An 18,280-nucleotide genomic window follows, 5' to 3' on the forward strand; every position below is an offset into this window, starting at 1 on the left:
GTACTCGTTGAACCCTATTAATGAACTTGTACTTATATATATGTACCTAACACTCGCGCCAATTAGCTCTAATAAATATCTACCAAGTATAATTTGCAATATATCCATTTATTGTTTATTTGATGTTTTTTAGCAGTCACTTTTTTATGCTTGACGCTAACTTGTATATACTCGCTACAAACTAGCGCATATACACCCAAAATCGAGTAGATTGTCGCTATAGAGTAGCACATTATTTAACAAATGTAAAAATAATAATTGTATTACAAATCATCAAATGGTCTTTTTGTTTGTTGCAAATTTTTCGGACTTACGTAGGAGTAAATTTCGATTGTTTTGCAATCACAAATCATCGCTTATCCTGAATGATTTCAGCCAATAATTTCTTGGCGCGAAGCAGTTTTATTTTAACATTGCTCAGTGGTTCTTCAATTTTATTAGCGATTTCCTGATAACTCATTTCCTGAAAATAACGCAACTGGATCACTTCCTGATAATGCGGTTTGAGCTCCTTGATGAATTGCAACAATTGCGAAAGGTTTTGCTCAGTAATCAATTCATCTTCTGCCGATGGAGTTGTATCGGCAATGTTGTACGCTTGCTGGTCTTCGTCGTCAGTGATTTCGATAAAAAGAGAAGATTTCTTTTTCCGCAATAAATCAATATGGACATTTTTTGCAATGGCAATCAACCAAGTGTTGAACTGAAATTCAGGATTGTAACTGGCTATTTTATCAAAGGCTTTTGAGAAGGTTTCGATAGTAATATCTTCGGCATTGGTTTCGTTTTCAGTGCGTTTCAGCATAAAACCATAAACCTCATTCCAATAAAAATCCAATAGAAAAGTGAAGGCTACTTGATCACCTTTTTTCGCTTTTTCTATCTGTTTGTTTATTTCCAATGTACCGGTTTTGAAAAAATATTGGTGATAAAGATATTTAATTGGGTGAAGATAAGCACAATTTCAATAATTGGAAACCAATACATCACATCTTTTTCTTTTAGTTTTCCTGCGGAGAAACCAAGAGTGATCCAAGTGAACAAATAACGGAAACCAATTAAACTTAAAACCAGAATCCATTGGTATTGAAAAGCCAATAAAATAATTGGTAAAATTATAAACAGCAATTGAGAAACATAAAAAAGAGCTAGTTGAACTTTGTCAAATGATTTGTAAAAACTAGCTGTAGAAACGTGTCTGCGTTTTTGGGTAAACCAACCTTTAAATGTTATTTTTGGTTTCGAATAAGTGAAACTTTCTGGTGAATAGCAAATCGATGTATTCTTGCTTTTTGCCACTTGATTGATGAATAAATCATCATCACCAGAGCGAATTTTCATATGGCTGATAAAACCTTTTACGTTATAGAATTCTTCTTTTTTGTAGGCTAAATTTCGGCCAATTCCCATATAAGGATTTCCTATTTTGGCCCAAGAAAAATATTGAACCGCAGTTAGCATCGTTTCAAAACGAATGATTTTATTCAGGAATGAATTGGCAATTTTTTCATAAGCTCCATAACCCAAAACGATGGTTTTGTGCATTGTAAATTGCGAACTCATATTGGTAATCCAATCTTTTGTAGCTGGATAACAATCAGCATCCATAAACAATAAATAATCTTTTGATGCTGCTTTTATTCCAAGAGTAAGGGCATATTTTTTGTTTCCCCAAAATGCTTCGTTATTTTGTACTTTTACTAACCTGATATTGGAATATTGTTTCTCGAATTCTTCGAAAATTTCCAAAGTAGTATCGCTTGAAGCATCGTCAATCAATATAATTTCATAATCAGGATAATCTTGTTCAGCAAGTAGTGGAATAAATCTAGCCACATTTTCGGCTTCATTTTTGGCACAAACGATTACCGAAATTGGAATTCTTTTTGGAGTTGACTTTTGCGCTTTGGCGAAAGCAAATTTCCCAAAAACAAATAGATAATACGAAAATTGTATTGCAACTATAACTATAAAAAAGTATAAAGTAATGGTCAACATATAGGCTTGGCTTCTTTTTAAAATCTGCGCAAAGGTAATTATCAATTCTTAATTATCCATCGATAAACGGCAATTACTTTCTACATTTCAACATTTCATTTGCAACAGCAGTGGCTTGGGCATTTTCCGTCTTTTTTAATTCTAAAATGATGTTATCATAATTCTTCTCATCTCGGTTTTGAGATAATTTATGTTTGGCTTGAATTTCCTCAATCTCGATTTCAAAAGCAACAATTCCGCGGGTTTGCATCATTGTTTTTCTGGAAAAATCTTCGACTCTGACAGGTTTTTCAGAGTTTTGTTCGTATTTATCGACCAGTTTTTTTAAACTTTCGATTACGGCTTCGCCTTCCATAATTTTAATGGTTCCGTATATGTGAACTGCAATATAATTCCAGGTTGGCACGTTTTCGTGATCGTACCAAGAAGGAGAAATGTAACTATGAGCCCCAGAAAAAATGGCTAAAACGTTGTCATTATCTGCAAAGCTTTCCCATTGTGGATTTTCTTTCGAAATGTGACCTTGCAAAACTTGTTTTCCATTTTTATTGGTATCCAATTCTAATGGAATGTGGGTTGCCCACAATTTTCCATTGGTTTGATTTACTAAAATACCGAAGCTATTTTTTCGAAGAAAATCAATAATATCTTCTTGGTTTTCGTTTTTATAAATGTCTGGTATGAACATAGAATTTTAGATTTCAGATTTCAGATTTCAGATTTTTGATTCGAAAAAATCTAAATAACATTTACTTCAGCTTCAATGTGAATGCCAAAAGTCTTGAAAATTGTTTCTTGAATAGTCTTGGATACATCCAATATTTCCTTTCCTGTTGCGTTGCCGTAATTCACCAAAACTAAAGCCTGGTTTTTGTGAATTCCAGCATCTCCAAAGCGTTTTCCCTTGAATCCAGCCTGTTCAATCAACCAACCTGCAGGAACTTTAACTTCGGTTTCAGAAACTTCATAGAATTTCATTTCTGGAAACTGCTGGTGAATTTTCTCGAAATCGGTTTTTAAAAGAATAGGGTTTTTGAAGAAACTTCCGCTGTTTCCCAATTCTTTCGGGTCTGGCAATTTACTCTGACGAATGGCAATCACGGCATTACTCACGTCTTTTAGAGTAGGAGTAACGACATTATTTTTTGCCAATTCAGCAGTAATGTCACCATACGAAGTATTTATGTTATGGTTGCGTTTGCTCAGCTTAAAAACCACCGAAGTGATAATGTATTGGTCTTTAGCGTCGTTTTTGAAAACACTTTCCCGATAACCAAAATGACATTCGGCTTTGGTAAAGGTTTTCATTATCTGGTTTTCGATTGTCATTGCTTCGCACGAATCAAAAGTGTCTTTGATTTCGGTTCCATAAGCTCCAATGTTTTGTACCGGAGTTGTACCCACATTTCCCGGAATGAGTGACATATTTTCCAGTCCACCGAAGTTTTGGTCGATGGTCCAAATCACAAATTCGTGCCAGTTTTCGCCAGCCTGACTTTCGACCCAGGCAAAATCATCGTTTTCCTTGATGATTTTTCTGCCTTTCAAATCGATGTGAATGACCAATGCGTCTATGTCCTTGGTCAAAAGCATATTGCTGCCGCCACCAAGAACAAACTTTTTTCGAGATTTATTTTGTTCCAAAACTGCTCTTAATTCAGCCACATTATGAACGGCAACATATTGTCTTGCTTTGGCTTCAATGCCAAAAGTATTGTAGTTTTTCAGTGAAAAATTATCTTGTATTTCCATAAAAAGGAGTGCGTTTAAACTTTACCCAAAAGTAAGTATTAAAATTTATTTGCGTAGGTTTTTAGCCAAATATGCATCATAAATAGTGGCATTATGTAAGGAAGCATTTTCCTGTCGCCTTTTCTAAAATTTTCAACAAGTTTATGCGCGTCGATGTGTTCGAAATAAGGCATTCTGAATAGTTCACTTTTCGAAAATGATTCTAATTCATCGATAAAACCAGGGCTTTTTATTAAATAATCACCCCAAGGAACGCTCAATCCCACTTTTTTGAATTTCAAGATTTCTTCTGGGAGTCTAGCTGCCATCGCGGTTTTCAAGACGTATTTCCATTTTTTGCCAGTGAAAAGCCATTTGTCTTCCAAGGAACCCAATCCAACAATGAGTCTCTGATCTAAGAAAGGTTCCCTGCATTCAATAGAAGCGCCCATTGTGCAACGGTCGTTTCGGTCGAGAAGCGAACACAAATAAGTATGTTGGTCAAAATAAAGTGCCTGTCTCCTTAAATTATTTGGATACAAGGATTTTGCATCTTCCAGAATTTGTTTTCTGTATTCATTTTTTGGAGGATTGGTAATTCCAAAAGTCTTTGCAATGTCATTTGGATAAATATTGGAACCATTGTAAATCACTAAATCATCGTTGTCCTTTATTTGAGAATAACGAGCCAATTTTTCATAACGTGGCTTTGTCGTGAAATAATCCATATGTCCAATGGTACCAATTGTATTCAATAAAGACGGGTATTTTAGTGCTTTGTATCTCACGTAACCACCCATCAATTCATCAGCACCTTCGCCGGAAAGCAACACTTTTACCGATGGTTTTGCTAATTGTGAAAGTGCCAAAATATGTGGTTCGCTCAAATGCATTATGGGTTCATCTTGAAAATACGTGGAACTTACCAGTTTGTCAAAAAGGGCGTTGTCCTCCAGTTGCATCGTGTGAAATCCATAATCGAATTTCTCTGCCATCATTTTAGCCAAATGGGATTCGTTGTGTTCTTTTTCCTTGAAACCAATATTGAAAGTTTGGATGTTTTTGTAATTCTGTTGGTTTAACGAAGCCAAAATCGAGGAAGAATCGAGTCCTCCGCTCAATAAAACACCAACGGGAACATCACTGACCATTCTCAGTTTTATGGAATCGTCAAAAGTTTCGCGAAACCATTCCACAGGGTTTTTGATTTTGGGTTGGTTTTGAATTTCAGCTTTTAAATCCCACCATTTTTCGGTTTCAATTTTTCCACTTTCGTGAATGGTCATAATATGTCCGGGCAAGACTTTTTTTACGTTTTCGTACAACGTATTTTCACCAGCCACAAACCGGTTGAAAATGTATTCTTCCATTCCGTCTTTCGCCATTTTAAGGGGAACTCCAGCAGTGAAAAGCGCTTTTTGTTCGGAAGCAAAATAGAAAGTTTCGTTGAAAAACGAATAATACAATGGTTTAACTCCCATTCTGTCTCGAACGGCAGTAAGTTTTCTTTCTTGCTTGTCCCAAATCACAAAAGCAAACATTCCGTTGAGGCGACAGAGCATTTTCGTGCCGTATAATTCAAATAATTTTAGCAAAACTTCCGTGTCGGAACTGGTGCGAATGTCAGATCCATTACTTCTTAGTTCTGGATAAAAATCCTTAAAATTGTATATTTCGCCATTATAAACCATTATATAACGACCATCATCTGAAAGAAACGGTTGGTGTCCAGCCGAAGAAACGTCAATAACCGAAAGTCTTCGATGCCCCAAACCAATGTTGTTTTCTACAAACAAACCTTTGTCGTCAGGTCCACGATGTTCCAGCGAATCGCGCATCTTTGTCAGGATGTGTTCGTCCACTTTTTTTTGTGATTGTAAATGCAGTATTCCATTAATTCCACACATAGCTAGTAGGTTTTAGATGTGTTAATTAATTCGTGATACTTGGTGGCAATGATTTTCATATTGTTTTTGTAATCTGCATTTTCTTCAACAAATTGTCTGTTTTTTATAACTGCAGCTATTCTTATTTCGTTATTTTTGAAAGCCCAAAGTATTTCTTCGGCGAGCATTCTATAATTGTCAATGGTAATTAATTGCCCATTTTCGCGGTGTTTAATCCAACTCCGATTTCCAGGAATATCAGTTACAATGGGATAACAATTGGAGGCCATAGCTTCAAACAAAGAAGCTGAAACTCCTTCTGTTATTGGCATACTGATATAAATATTAGAATGTTGCAACAATTCCGGTAATTTTGTATTTGGAATTCTTCCTGTGAAATTCACCTTTTTTTCTATTTTTAATCTCTTGGCAAATTCCTTCATCTTTGGTAATTCTTTCCCATCACCAACAATGGTAAGTTCAAAATCAATTCCGTTTTGGTTTATGATTGAAAAAGCTTTTAAAATAATATCGTGACGATAATCGGTTGTTAATGATCGAGTAACTATGGCATTAATTTTTGAAGAATCAGCGGAGTTTTTGTTTCCAAATTTAACTAAATCAATTCCTTTTGGCAAAACCAAAACTTTATCCATATCGACATTGATGGCTTTCATTGAAATGGTCATTACGGATCCCCAAGCGTGAATTAAATCAGCTTTTTTAAAAGCATAATCCTGAATTATTTTTTTTAATGGGAGCAAAAGCGATTTTTCAGGCCACAAATCGGTTCTTCCTTGTTGTGCAATTGCTATTGGTCTTACGCCTGATACTGCTGCAAGAAAACCATAACTTGTGGTTCTCTCGGCAATTACCATATCGGGTTGGTGCTGTTTTATTATTTTTCTGACTTGAAAAAGTCCGGTACAAAATTCTAAAAGTCTAAAAAACCGGCTGAAAAAAGTATGATTTGGCGTTTTTAATTCCCAAGTGATAAATTCAAAGTCGCCAAATTCTTTCAGTCCATTCATCCAGGTTATGGCGTCGGCTCTGTAAGTTTCTCCTAGAAATAGTATCTTCCTTTTTGCCATTTGTTGAATCATTCTTCGGACGTTAGCGCCCGATTTATAAAATCGTTCAAGGGTTTCAGCAGGATTAACTTCTTGCTCATTTTGGCAACAAAATCTTCTTTTGTCACTTCTTCTATGTCAAATTTCTGTGAAGTTTCAAAACTTTTTAATTTTAGGAATTCAATAGCTGGATGATCTTTATCGTAGCCTCTTGGTGGGTTTTTTAGTAAATTGGTTTCATTTCGATCAAAATCACCAAATTCTTTCTTGAAGTTTTTATTGTTGAGAATTTCTTCCAAATCTTCGTGAAAATAGGCAATTTCTTTTCGTACTTTTTTCAAATCCTCGGCTTCGGGGCAATAAAATCCACCAGCAATAAAACTGCCGCTTTTTGCAAGGTGAACATAATAACCAGAACGATTCATTCCTTTGGCACCACTTGATAGCCAAACGCCTATATGGTCTTTGTAGGGTGATTTGTCTTTCGAAAATCGAATGTCACGATTGATTCTGAAAGTACAGTTTTTGACTTCGAGCATTTCTAAAGATGGATCTAGCGGTTTCATTGCATCAAGAAAATCTCCAACTAATTGTTGGTAGTCTTTTTTAAAAACTTCATAGCGCTTTTTATTGTCTAAAAACCAATCGCGATTATTATTGGCTTTTAAATCTTCTAGAAATTGCACACTGTCTTTTGAAAGCATATTTTGTTGATTATTGTAATTGTTTTTTTAAATCTTCTTCGCTAATATAACCGGAATTTTTCCAAATTATTTCTTTGTTTTGGTATAAAATAAGAGTTGGAAGTTCGTCAATTTTCATCTCACTAATCAAGGTTTTATTTTCATCTGCATCTAATCGGATGATGACCAATTTGTCAGCCATCTCTTTTTGCATTTTATCAAGATATGGAGCCATTTTTTTGCAAGGCGCACACCATTTGGCATTAAAATCTATCAACACTTTTTTGTCAGTATTCAATAATTCAGCATATTCCTGACTACACATCCCTATGATTTTATCACTTGGTTTGGCTTCGCCCTGTTCGCCTTCGGCTCGGGTTGATAATTCGGCAGCATTCCATTTCATCATACCGCCGTCTAGGTTATAGATATTTTTGAATCCTAATTCAGCTAATTTTGCCGAAGCTTTTGCACTTCTGCCACCGCTTTTGCAATAAACAAAGACTGGTTTTGATTTGTCGAATTTTTCAGCCCCAGACACAAAATTATCTCCAAGCCAATTTACATTTATGGCATTGACAATGTGTTCTGATGCGAATTCTTCAGGAGTTCTTACATCTAAAATTTGTGCTTTTGGAGTTTCATTTATCTTTTTGGCGAAAGCCTCAGGAGCAATAGTTTGGATATTTTTTGAGGGTTGACCGTTGCATGATAATAGTGTAAAAGATATTAAAAGGATAAAAACGGAACGAAATTTCATAATAGGTTGTATTTGAATTTAAAAAGGCTAAATTAAGTAAATTCTATGTGCAATTTAATAAACAAGAGTTAAAGAAAATAAAATTTTTTAATTTGTATTTTCGGCTTTTGCATAATTAAAACTTTTCTGGTTCGTATGAAAGCTTTTTATTCTTAAAAGAGAATTTTCGCTGATATCTTCCCAAAATAAATTCACATCGCCTGAATGGTAATTTCGCATCAAAAAGGCAATATAGCGATAAGGAAAATGCGGTGTTGAAATCCAAATTACGCCATCAGCAATATGGGTGTCAAAACTGTTTTTATACATTTTGCCATTGGAATACAAAAAACCTTTGTGAAGTTCCCGCTTTGCAATGGAAGTGGTATCCCAAGTCACAGGGTTTATCACAACTTTGCCTTTGAACCATTTGTATTTTTCTTTGTCAAATTTCTTTTTGAAAGTGTTCCAAGTTACAAAACCTCCTATTTGGTCTGGATGCTCCATAAACGGAATGTTTTCGTATTGATTTTTATCTAATCCTACGCCGGGAATGTAAGCCGCCACTAGTTGTTTTTGCAAAGGTTTCCCATCAAAAAAATCACGCAATAAATAAGAAATATGGGTACTTCCCTGACTGTGACCTGCCAGAATAATGCCTCGACCGTGATTATAATGTTTTAAATAATATTCGAATGCGGCTTTTACGTCTGAATAGGCAAACAATAATGCAGTCTTACCACCATTTTCAAGATTATTGTAGGAACGAATATGTGCTTGCTGATAATAAGGAACATACAAATTGCCAGAACTTGCCCAAGCTGAGGCCTGAAAACGAACGGCAATATTCAGAACTTTATTTCTTTGAATGCTATCATCTATTGGAACATTCCATCTTTTATCCTTATCTGAAACGAGTAATGTTGGGTAAACATAAAACACATCAATCGAATCTTGTGGATTCTGCACGGTATATTCTTTTAAATTATCAGGATAATTTCCGGGTAAAACCGCCCAATTTTTAGCAGAAGAATAATCTATTGAATCCAAAAAAATATTTGAACTTAAATTACTATTATTTATAGAAGATGTTGGGTGATTTTTAGTGTTTTGTACACTACAACCAAAAAAAAGAAAACCTATAAAAAGCAGCGGCAGGATTTTATTTTTCATTTTAAGGTGTTTGTTTTCAGACAAATATACAGATTATTAAAAAATTACAGATTGAAAATTTTATAAGTCTGATGAGTCGATTTTACAATAGTTTCAGTTCGTTCCGGATGTGTGTCCGAAATAAATAACTGTCCAAAAGTATCACTGTTGACCATTTCAATTATTTTAGCAACACGACTTTCGTCCAATTTATCGAAGATATCATCAAAAAGCAAAATGGGTTTAAATCCGCTTTGGGTTTTTAAAAATTCAAATTGCGCCAGTTTTAAGGCAATTAAAAAAGATTTTTGTTGGCCTTGCGAGCCAAATTTCTTTATTGGATAATTATCAATTTCAAATGATAAATCGTCTTTATGAATTCCCACACTTGTGTAATGTAAAGCTCTGTCTTTATTGATTTTTTCTTCTAAAAGTGTCAGCAAATCATTTTCGAATAAATGACTTTCGTAGACCAATTGGACTGTTTCCTGCGAACCTGTAATGGCTTGATGATGTGTGTTAAATATAGGGATAAATTTTTCGATGAATTCTTTTCGCTTTTCGAAAATATATTTTCCAAAAGCATCGAGTTGCTCATTATATATTGAAAGCGTATCGTTTTCGAAAACATAATTCAACGCAAAATATTTCAACAAAGCATTGCGCTGACTCATCACTTTTTGATATTGGATAAGTTGTTTCAAATATTGGGGATCCAATTGTGAGATGACGCTGTCCATAAACTTCCTTCGGGTTTCACTGCCTTCAACAATCAAATCCGTGTCAGCTGGAGAAATGATAACCAAAGGGATAAACCCAACATGCTCTGAAAATTTATCATAGATTTTTCCGTTGCGTTTCAATATTTTTTTTTGCCCTTTTTTTAAACTACAAATGATTTGTTCATTTCTTTCGTTGATTTCAAATTCTCCATCAATTACGAAAAATTCTTCACCGTGTTTAATGTTTTGAACTGCCAATGGGTTGAAATAACTTTTTCCGTAAGATAAATGGTAGATTGCATCCAACACATTAGTCTTCCCAATTCCGTTTTTGCCCACAAAACAATTTATTTTGCCCACAAATTCGAAATTTGCTTCGGAAAAGTTCTTGTAATTGAATAATGAAATCTTTTTTAAATACATTGGTAAAGCTTGCTGGTATTGAGAATCTTCCTGATTTTGGATATTTTTTTTTAAGTGGGTGCAAATTATTGAAAAATATCGATAAAAGTGGTTTTAGATTTGAATAAATATTATATTTTTGCCACTCACTAAATTAAATATTTAAATGGCTACTTATAATAAAAGAGGATATAAACCAGCAAAAGAAAAAGAAGGAAAAGAAGTTACCGAAGACATAAAAGTTCTTGAGAAAAACAGCAAAACTGCAGAAGTTTTTTCAACATTGGACGCCACTGCATCTAAAACTGAAGATTTTGTAGCTAAAAATCAAAGAATTATTATTGGAGTTGTTGGTGCAATTGCATTATTGACTGTTGGATATTTGACATACCAAAAATTTGTTGCTGCACCAAAACAAGATGAAGCTGCTACCGAAATGTTTGTTGCACAACAAAACTTTCAAAAAGCTACAGACGGAGTTGCAAGCGATTCTTTATATAAATTAGCATTGAATGGTTCTGAAGGTAAATTTGGCTTTATAAAAATTGCAGATGTATATTCTGGAACTGACGCAGGAAATCTAGCTAATTATTATGCTGGTATTGCCTATTTAAATACAGGAAAATATACTGAAGCGATTGACTATTTAGGTAAATTCAAATCAGATGATATAGTTTTAAGTGCTTTGGCAAAAGGTGCTATTGGAGATGCTTATTCGCAAAATAACCAACCAAAAGAAGCTTTGGAAAATTATGTAAAAGCGGCTGAAGCCAATAAAAATGATTTTACTACGGCACGTTTCTTGTTGAAAGCTGGAAAAACAGCATTGGCTTTAGGAAATAAAGTGGATGCACTAAAATACTTTACAGATATTAAAGAAAATTTTGATGCATCTCCAGAAGCTGCTTCAATAGATGTATTGATAGGATTAGCACAATAAATCCAGATTGCAGATTTCAGACGGCAGTTTTTCTGCAATCTGCAATCTGCAATCTGCAATCTTAAATAAGATGGCAACTATAAATAAAAACTTATCCGAATACGATAAAAATTCAATCCCAAACGCGAAAAATTTTCGGTTTGGGATTGTTGTTTCAGAATGGAACGACACTATAACCGAAGGGCTTTGTTTTGGGGCAGTTACAGGACTTTTAGAAAACGAAGTGCCATCAGCGAACATCATTCGTTGGAATGTACCTGGAAGTTTTGAACTTATTTATGGAGCCAAAAAAATGTTGCAAACCCAAAATGTCGATGCAGTAATAGCTATTGGTTGTGTAATTCAAGGACAAACTAAACATTTTGATTTTGTTTGTGAAGCGGTTTCACAAGGGATAAAAGACTTGAATATAGAAACTGATATTCCTGTTATTTTTTGTGTTTTGACTGATCATAATATGCAGCAATCCATTGACAGAAGTGGTGGAAAACACGGAAATAAAGGAACAGAAGCTGCTGTCGCGGCAATAAAAATGGCGTATTTAAGACATCAGGCTTCATTTAGCCACCAATTTAAAGATCAACAATTATTATCAACCGGTCCATTGCAAATCGAAGGTTTGAAGATGATAGAAGAATAAAGACAAAATAGACAAATCTAAAACCTATACTGTTCTATCGATGGTATAGGTTTTTTTTTAAGAAAAGGTTGGCTATTAAACCGGATGCAAATTCATTAATTTGTATCCTTTGCTTATAACTAATAACTTCTATTTAATTTTCAAATGAAAAAATATTTACATATCATAATCTTATTTTTAGTTTTATCTTTTTCTCAAGCTCAAACTAAAATCAATCAAAATTTAAAGATGGAGTTGGATTCCATTTTAAAATCAGATCAAATTTTTAGAGAGTATATTGATTCTGAAACAGCTGAAAACAGAAAACTTGAAATTTTGAAAGAAACTGTTTATTCCAAAGAAGAATTTGCAAAGAACACTTGGGGAATTATTAAGAAACAAGATTCAATTAATCTTATAAAAGTAGAAAGAATAATTGCTGAATATGGTTATCCCGGAAAAACATTAGTTGGAGAACCAACAAACGAAGCAGCTTGGTTTGTCATCCAACATTCAGGTAAAATAGCCAAATATTTTCCTTTAATAGAAAAAGCTGGTACTAATAAAGAAATTGATTTTACCAAAGTGGCTATGATGCAGGACAGACTTCTGACTTCTCAAGGTAAAGAACAAATTTATGGAACTCAAGGAGCAGGGAAAAGAATCATAAATAAAGAAACTGGGAAAGAGGATTTTTTTAGATACATTTTGCCAATAAAAAATCCAGAACTGGTTAATGAACTAAGAAAAAAAGCAGGTTTCACGACTACGGTTGAAGAGAACGCAAAAAGAATGGAAATTGAATATAAAGTTTATACCCTTGATGAAATAAATAATTTGAAATAAAAGGACATCCTTTATTCTATAAAAACAAACAGAAATTACTTAAATTTGTCACCATTGGTTTTTCAAAATTTTAAACCATAAATTTTAAATCCTTTTTTAATGTCGAGTATTATTCAATTGCTTCCTGATCACGTTGCTAATCAAATTGCCGCTGGAGAAGTCGTTCAGCGACCTGCTTCGGTTGTTAAAGAATTGCTTGAAAATGCCGTTGATGCTGGAGCAAATGATATTAAATTGATTTTGAAAGATGCCGGAAAATCATTAGTTCAGGTGATTGATAACGGTTTGGGAATGAATGTCACCGATGCGCGTTTGTGTTTTGAGCGTCACGCAACGTCAAAAATACGTCAAGCCGAAGATTTGTTTTCTTTGCATACCAAAGGTTTTCGTGGAGAAGCTTTAGCTTCTATTGCTGCAATTGCTCACGTTGAAATGAAAACCAAGCAAGATCAAGAAGAATTAGGAACGCACATTGTAATTGAAGGCAGCAAGTTTGTTTCACAAGACGTAGCAGTTTTGCCAAAAGGAACTTCTTTTGGAGTCAAAAATTTATTTTTTAATATTCCTGCTCGTCGTAATTTTTTGAAGTCGGATACGGTGGAATACCGCCATATCATTGATGAATTTCATCGAGTGGCTTTGGCACACCCGCAACTATATTTTACTTTTTATCATAACGGAAGCGAAATGTTTAATTTGCATCCTTCGAGTTTGAGACAACGAATCGTGAATGTTTTTTCAGGTAAAACCAATGAAAAATTGGTTCCCGTTAACGAAGAAACCGAAATTGTAAGCATTCAGGGTTTTGTTTGCAAACCCGAGTTTGCCAAGAAAAATCGTGGTGAACAATTTTTCTTTGTTAATGATAGATTCATAAAAAGTGGTTATTTACACCACGCCGTGATGGCAGCTTATGAAGGCTTGCTAAAAGATGGAGCACAGCCCAGTTATTTTATATATTTAACGGTTCCACCAAACACCATCGATATTAATATTCATCCCACAAAAACCGAAATTAAGTTTGACGATGAATCTGCTTTGTATGCAATTTTAAGGGCTTCGATAAAACATAGTTTGGGTCAATTTAATGTGGCGCCCGTTTTGGATTTTGAACGCGATGCTAATTTGGACACGCCATATCATTACAAAGATTTGGAAGCAAGTTCACCTACAATTCAAGTTGACGGCAGTTTCAATCCGTTTTCGGAAGAAAATAGACCTAATAAACATTTTATAAATTATAGAAAACCAGAATCTACTGCAAATTGGGAAAGTTTGTATATAGGATTAAAACAGGATTCAGAGGAAGTTGAAACGATGACTTTCGAAAATGAGGCAGTAACTTCGTCTTTATTTAATAGTGAAGATGTAGAGCAAGCGGTTCATAAAACCTATCAAATCCAGAAAAAATATATTGTAAATCCTATAAAATCAGGAATGATCATTGTGGATCAACAACGAGCACATCAACGAATTTTATATGAACAATTTCTGACCAATATTACAGTCAATTTGGCTTCAAGCCAGCAATTGCTGTTTCCTTTGCATTTGTATTTTTCCAATGGAGAAATGCAATTGATAAAAGAATTAAAGCCTTCGTTGACCAACACGGGTTTTGTTTTCGAGGAAACAAACGAAGACAGTGTGGTTATTTCAGGATTGCCTGTCAATGTTTCAGAAAGTGAAGCTTCACTGGTTTTGGAACAACTTTTGAGTGACTTACACGATGGAATTCCGGAAAGTAGTTTTAGTCAGAATGACACGATTGCCAAATCTATGGCACGAAGTTTGGCAATAAAAACAGGAACTTATTTGACACAAAAAGAACAGGAAAACTTGGTAAACGGGCTTTTTGCATGTAAAGACCCCAATGTTTCCCCATTTCAAAAACCTACTTTCATCACGATGCGTGTGGAAGATTTAGACAAAAAATTTGCACTATGATGAATATCACACCAGTTGTAAAGCAACTTTTAATAATTAACATTCTCTTTTTTATTGGTTCCTATTTTGTGCCAGTAGCGTATGATTTATTTGCTCTTTATTATCCTGAAAATGATGGTTTTAGAATTTGGCAACTCATTACGCATATGTTTATGCACGCCCCATTTCCTAATGTGTCGCATATATTATTCAATATGTTTGCGCTTTATTCCTTCGGAAGTGCGTTAGAACATTTTTGGGGTGGTAAAAAATTCTTGTTTTTCTATATCTCTTGTGGCTTAGGGGCCGCTTTATTGCATACAGTAGTAAATTATATTGAGATTCATTCTTTGTTATCACAAGTGGCAAATTTGAATTTATCAACTTCAGAATTACATCAATTATTAAATGCAGATTATAGCTCTCTTTTTGATTCAAAAGGGAAAATGATGGCTGGTGAAATCAACTCTCTTTTAGAAAGAGTTCATTGTACTCAGCAACAATTTAATGCGATTGGAGAAGCATCTATGATTTCAAAAGGCACTGTTATTGGGGCTTCTGGAGCTATTTATGGATTATTGGCTGCCTTTGCTTTTATGTTTCCAAATGCGGAATTGGCTTTACTTTTTATTCCTATTCCGATAAAAGCGAAGTATTTTGTACCAGGAATTTTGGCAATCGATTTGTTTTTAGGATTTAATGGACAATCTATTTTTGGTGCAGGAAGTACTGGAATAGCACATTTTGCTCACGTTGGTGGCGCATTAACTGGTTTTATAATGATGTGGTTTTGGAAGAAAAACCAGTTTAATGGTAATCGTTGGAATTAAGTTCAGGGTGAGTTTATTTGTCATTCCAAGGTACGAGGAATCTCATAAAGAGAGCAACAAATGCGATTTCTCCTTTGTCGAAATGACAAGATTTAGAATAATTTATTTAGAAAAAATGGCTAGTATTATAGACGACTTGAAATCACAATATAAATTTGGTGGAATGATTCAAAAGTTAATCTACTGGAATATTGCTTGCTTCATAGTTTCGTATGTGATTTTTGGACTGTTGAGATTAGTTAATATTGATATAGATTTTCTTCAATATGTGAGTTTGTCTTCCAATCCAGTGGATTTGCTATGGAAGCCTTGGTCAATAATTACCTATGCTTTTTTTCATTCTGACATCTTCCATATTCTTTTCAATATGATTGTTCTGAATTTTTCTAGTCAATTGTTTTTAACTTTTTTTAATCAGAAACAGTTATTGGGATTGTATATATTATCATCTATCTTCTCGGGTTTAGTTTTTGTTTTGTTCTTTTATTTAATGAACATTATTTCGCCAATTGTTGGCGCATCGGCAGCAATTATGACGATTTTGGTCGCTACAACAACTTATAACCCCTTGATGAATGTGCGATTGTTGCTCATTGGAAACGTTAAATTATGGCACATTACTCTTGTTATTCTTGTTATTGACTTGATGCAAATTCGTATTGAAAACACGGGTGGACATATTGCTCATTTAGCAGGTGCTTTTTTTGGGTTTATTTTTATTAAATTATTGCAAAACGGAATCGATTTGAGTAAAATTATTTCAACCATAATAGATTTTTTTGTTAATTTGTTTCGGAAATCCCCATCCACACCATTCAAAAAGGTACACAAAAATTATAATAAACCAGTGGTGAAACATACTTCAAAAATTATAACCAAAGACAAAACGCAACAGCAAATAGATGAAATTTTGGATAAAATAAGTCGTTCCGGATATGATTGTCTGACAAAAGAAGAAAAAGAATTTTTGTTTAAAGCCGGGAAATAAAATTAGTATTCAGTGTTCAGTCGCAGTTGGCAGTTTGTCAATTAACAACAAACAAACATAAAAATGAAAAACCTTTCTTGGTTTAATAAAGTGATGTTTTTTTTGAATATAGTACTTACTGTATCAACATTTGTTGCTTATGTTTTACCTTTTTTGGCGCCAAAACTTTTCCCGCTTTTATCAGTTCTTACTTTGTTTATGCCCTTGTTCTTTATTTTGAACGGATTGTTTTTCTTGTATTGGGGATTTCAGTTCAAGAAAAGAATGATTTTGTCTGGGTTGGTGCTTTTAATGGGGATTACTTTTATCAATAAATTCTATAAATTTTCGGCAAAGGAGTATGTTGAAAACGAGAAAGATTTTACGGTAATGAGTTATAATGTTCGATTGCTGAACGTGTTCAAATGGTTAGACAGAGAAGATGTCCCGGAAAATATTTTGACTTTCATAAATGACAAGAATCCTGATATATTGTGTATTCAGGAATATTCTTATTCTGCCAATATTGATTTGAAAGTGTATCGCCATCGATACATTTTAATGGAAGGAAATCAGATTAAAACCGGACAAGCGATTTTTTCTAAATTCCCCATTATAGATCAGGGAAATATTGTGTTTCCAAATTCCAATAATAATGTTGTTTTTGCTGACATCAAAAAAGGGAAAGATATAATCAGAGTCTATAATATGCATCTTCAATCCATAAAAATTTCGCCTGATGTCACCGAAATTAACGATAATATTGATGCAATTAATCAAGGGAAATCACAACGGCTTTTTAATAGAATAAGCAAGGCTTTTAAGATACAGCAGCAACAAGCCGAAATGATTAAGGAGCATAAAAAAGAATGCCCATATCCTATAATTATTTGTGGAGACATGAATAACAGTGCCTTTTCTTATGTTTATCGAAATATAAAAGGGAAATTAAAAGACAGTTTTGAAGAAGCGGGAAGAGGTTTTGGAGCGACTTATAAGTTCCGATATTATCCAGCCAGAATTGACTATATTTTTGCAGATGATAAAATGACAGTCAAGAAATTTGAAAGTTTTCCTGAATTCGAAAATTCAGACCATTATCCAATTATGGCGAAACTTTCTATGGAATAGGTTGATGTTTTATTTTAGAATTAATTTCTGATTTTTCAAATAATCCAAAGCATATTTTCCCTCGTTAAATATCAAATCAAGAACACTCAAATTCTTCAAAAACCCGTGTTTATCATCAAATACCTGAGTATAAGTTTCAAATTGATAATTGTCTTTTTTTCCATCTGCTAAAATTCTAAAGTCCAAAATTGTATTTGAATCAACTTCGTGAAAATATTCTGATGTAGTTTCGTATTCGAGTTTCATTCGCAGACATTTTGAAATAAAACTCATTGTTTCAAAATTTAAATCCATCAAGAAATCGTATTTTTTTTCGAAAATAGGACGGATGTCATCCTCAAAATATTCAAAAAATGGAGAACTTCTGTAAGCTGCTTCCAGTGATTTAAAATGTTGTTTTTGCCATTCAAAATCAGTTTCGATTTTGATGTCTTTAGTTTTTTGATGTATTTGTTTCGAATGCTTTACGGGAATATTCAGCAACTGAATTCCATTTGGACTGTATATGTAAGTTCGATTCCGATTAGTTTGCTTTTGGAAATTATCCTCCATTTCAAACACAATTTTTTCTGCTTGAGTCATTGCAACATAATGACTAATCGAAGGAAAATAGGTCGGATGGATTAGAGTTTTCATCTTTT

At 33.8% G+C, this 18,280-nt stretch carries 18 protein-coding genes; 7 read left to right on the top strand and 11 right to left on the bottom strand.

The annotated features are described in order from the left end of the window. Positions 1-349 precede the first annotated feature (349 nt). From ACH2BV_RS07410 to recF, 10 genes are all read right to left on the bottom strand, one after another. Positions 350-901 (bottom strand): RNA polymerase sigma factor, encoded by a 552-nt coding sequence (locus ACH2BV_RS07410; RefSeq protein ID WP_395050089.1) that lies wholly within the window; start codon positions 899-901, stop codon positions 350-352. Next, positions 892-1,998 (bottom strand): glycosyltransferase, encoded by a 1,107-nt coding sequence (locus ACH2BV_RS07415; RefSeq protein ID WP_395050134.1) that lies wholly within the window; start codon positions 1,996-1,998, stop codon positions 892-894. The genes ACH2BV_RS07410 and ACH2BV_RS07415 overlap by 10 nt, the downstream gene beginning before the upstream one ends. 73 nt (positions 1,999-2,071) lie before the next feature. Continuing rightward, positions 2,072-2,686: an FMN-binding negative transcriptional regulator gene (locus tag ACH2BV_RS07420; protein WP_395050090.1), complete on the bottom strand. Its 615-nt coding sequence runs from the start codon at positions 2,684-2,686 to the stop codon at positions 2,072-2,074. A 50-nt stretch (positions 2,687-2,736) separates the two neighbouring features. Further along, positions 2,737-3,750, bottom strand: a complete 1,014-nt coding sequence (murB, locus tag ACH2BV_RS07425) for a UDP-N-acetylmuramate dehydrogenase (RefSeq protein WP_395050091.1) — start codon at positions 3,748-3,750, stop codon at positions 2,737-2,739. A 38-nt stretch (positions 3,751-3,788) separates the two neighbouring features. Next, positions 3,789-5,636, bottom strand: coding sequence for an asparagine synthase (glutamine-hydrolyzing) (gene asnB / locus ACH2BV_RS07430; protein WP_395050092.1), 1,848 nt, complete (start codon positions 5,634-5,636; stop codon positions 3,789-3,791). Between the two features lie 2 nt (positions 5,637-5,638). Next, a complete protein-coding gene (locus tag ACH2BV_RS07435) occupies positions 5,639-6,706 on the bottom strand; it encodes a glycosyltransferase (protein ID WP_395050093.1) in 1,068 nt (355 codons plus the stop codon). A gap of 8 nt (positions 6,707-6,714) precedes the next feature. Beyond that, positions 6,715-7,389 carry a DUF2461 domain-containing protein gene (locus ACH2BV_RS07440; protein WP_395050094.1) on the bottom strand — a complete coding sequence of 225 codons (675 nt, stop codon included), beginning with the start codon at positions 7,387-7,389 and terminating at the stop codon, positions 6,715-6,717. Positions 7,390-7,399: 10 nt separating this feature from the next. Beyond that, positions 7,400-8,128, bottom strand: a complete 729-nt coding sequence (locus ACH2BV_RS07445; protein WP_395050095.1) for a rhodanese-like domain-containing protein — start codon at positions 8,126-8,128, stop codon at positions 7,400-7,402. A gap of 87 nt (positions 8,129-8,215) precedes the next feature. Next, positions 8,216-9,280, bottom strand: coding sequence for a DUF3089 domain-containing protein (locus ACH2BV_RS07450; protein ID WP_395050096.1), 1,065 nt, complete (start codon positions 9,278-9,280; stop codon positions 8,216-8,218). A gap of 44 nt (positions 9,281-9,324) precedes the next feature. Next, positions 9,325-10,404, bottom strand: a complete 1,080-nt coding sequence (gene recF / locus ACH2BV_RS07455; protein ID WP_395050097.1) for a DNA replication/repair protein RecF — start codon at positions 10,402-10,404, stop codon at positions 9,325-9,327. A gap of 145 nt (positions 10,405-10,549) precedes the next feature. Between recF and ACH2BV_RS07460 the strand changes: the two genes are divergently transcribed. The 7 genes from ACH2BV_RS07460 to ACH2BV_RS07490 all read left to right on the top strand — a co-directional run bounded on the left by ACH2BV_RS07460 (position 10,550) and on the right by ACH2BV_RS07490 (position 17,639). After that, positions 10,550-11,323: a tol-pal system YbgF family protein gene (locus ACH2BV_RS07460; protein ID WP_395050098.1), complete on the top strand. Its 774-nt coding sequence runs from the start codon at positions 10,550-10,552 to the stop codon at positions 11,321-11,323. A 70-nt stretch (positions 11,324-11,393) separates the two neighbouring features. Further along, positions 11,394-11,963: a 6,7-dimethyl-8-ribityllumazine synthase gene (gene ribH, locus ACH2BV_RS07465; RefSeq protein WP_395050099.1), complete on the top strand. Its 570-nt coding sequence runs from the start codon at positions 11,394-11,396 to the stop codon at positions 11,961-11,963. A gap of 144 nt (positions 11,964-12,107) precedes the next feature. Beyond that, positions 12,108-12,788 (top strand): DUF6624 domain-containing protein, encoded by a 681-nt coding sequence (locus tag ACH2BV_RS07470; protein WP_395050100.1) that lies wholly within the window; start codon positions 12,108-12,110, stop codon positions 12,786-12,788. 99 nt (positions 12,789-12,887) lie between these two features. After that, positions 12,888-14,732: a DNA mismatch repair endonuclease MutL gene (gene mutL / locus ACH2BV_RS07475; RefSeq protein ID WP_395050101.1), complete on the top strand. Its 1,845-nt coding sequence runs from the start codon at positions 12,888-12,890 to the stop codon at positions 14,730-14,732. After that, the gene (locus tag ACH2BV_RS07480) at positions 14,729-15,541 is read left to right on the top strand and encodes a rhomboid family intramembrane serine protease (RefSeq protein WP_395050102.1); all 813 of its coding nucleotides are present in this window, start codon (positions 14,729-14,731) and stop codon (positions 15,539-15,541) included. Before mutL ends, ACH2BV_RS07480 begins: the two co-directional genes overlap by 4 nt. A gap of 115 nt (positions 15,542-15,656) precedes the next feature. Further along, positions 15,657-16,529, top strand: a complete 873-nt coding sequence (locus tag ACH2BV_RS07485) for a rhomboid family intramembrane serine protease (RefSeq protein ID WP_395050103.1) — start codon at positions 15,657-15,659, stop codon at positions 16,527-16,529. Between the two features lie 63 nt (positions 16,530-16,592). Then, the gene (locus tag ACH2BV_RS07490) at positions 16,593-17,639 is read left to right on the top strand and encodes an endonuclease/exonuclease/phosphatase family protein (protein ID WP_395050104.1); all 1,047 of its coding nucleotides are present in this window, start codon (positions 16,593-16,595) and stop codon (positions 17,637-17,639) included. A 9-nt stretch (positions 17,640-17,648) separates the two neighbouring features. Here the strand turns inward: ACH2BV_RS07490 and ACH2BV_RS07495 are convergent, their stop codons facing one another. Further along, positions 17,649-18,275, bottom strand: a complete 627-nt coding sequence (locus ACH2BV_RS07495) for a WbqC family protein (protein WP_395050105.1) — start codon at positions 18,273-18,275, stop codon at positions 17,649-17,651. Between the last annotated feature and the right edge of the window lie 5 nt (positions 18,276-18,280).

Origin of the sequence: Flavobacterium sp. (assembly GCF_043780635.1) — a bacterium.
Taxonomy (GTDB): domain Bacteria; phylum Bacteroidota; class Bacteroidia; order Flavobacteriales; family Flavobacteriaceae; genus Flavobacterium.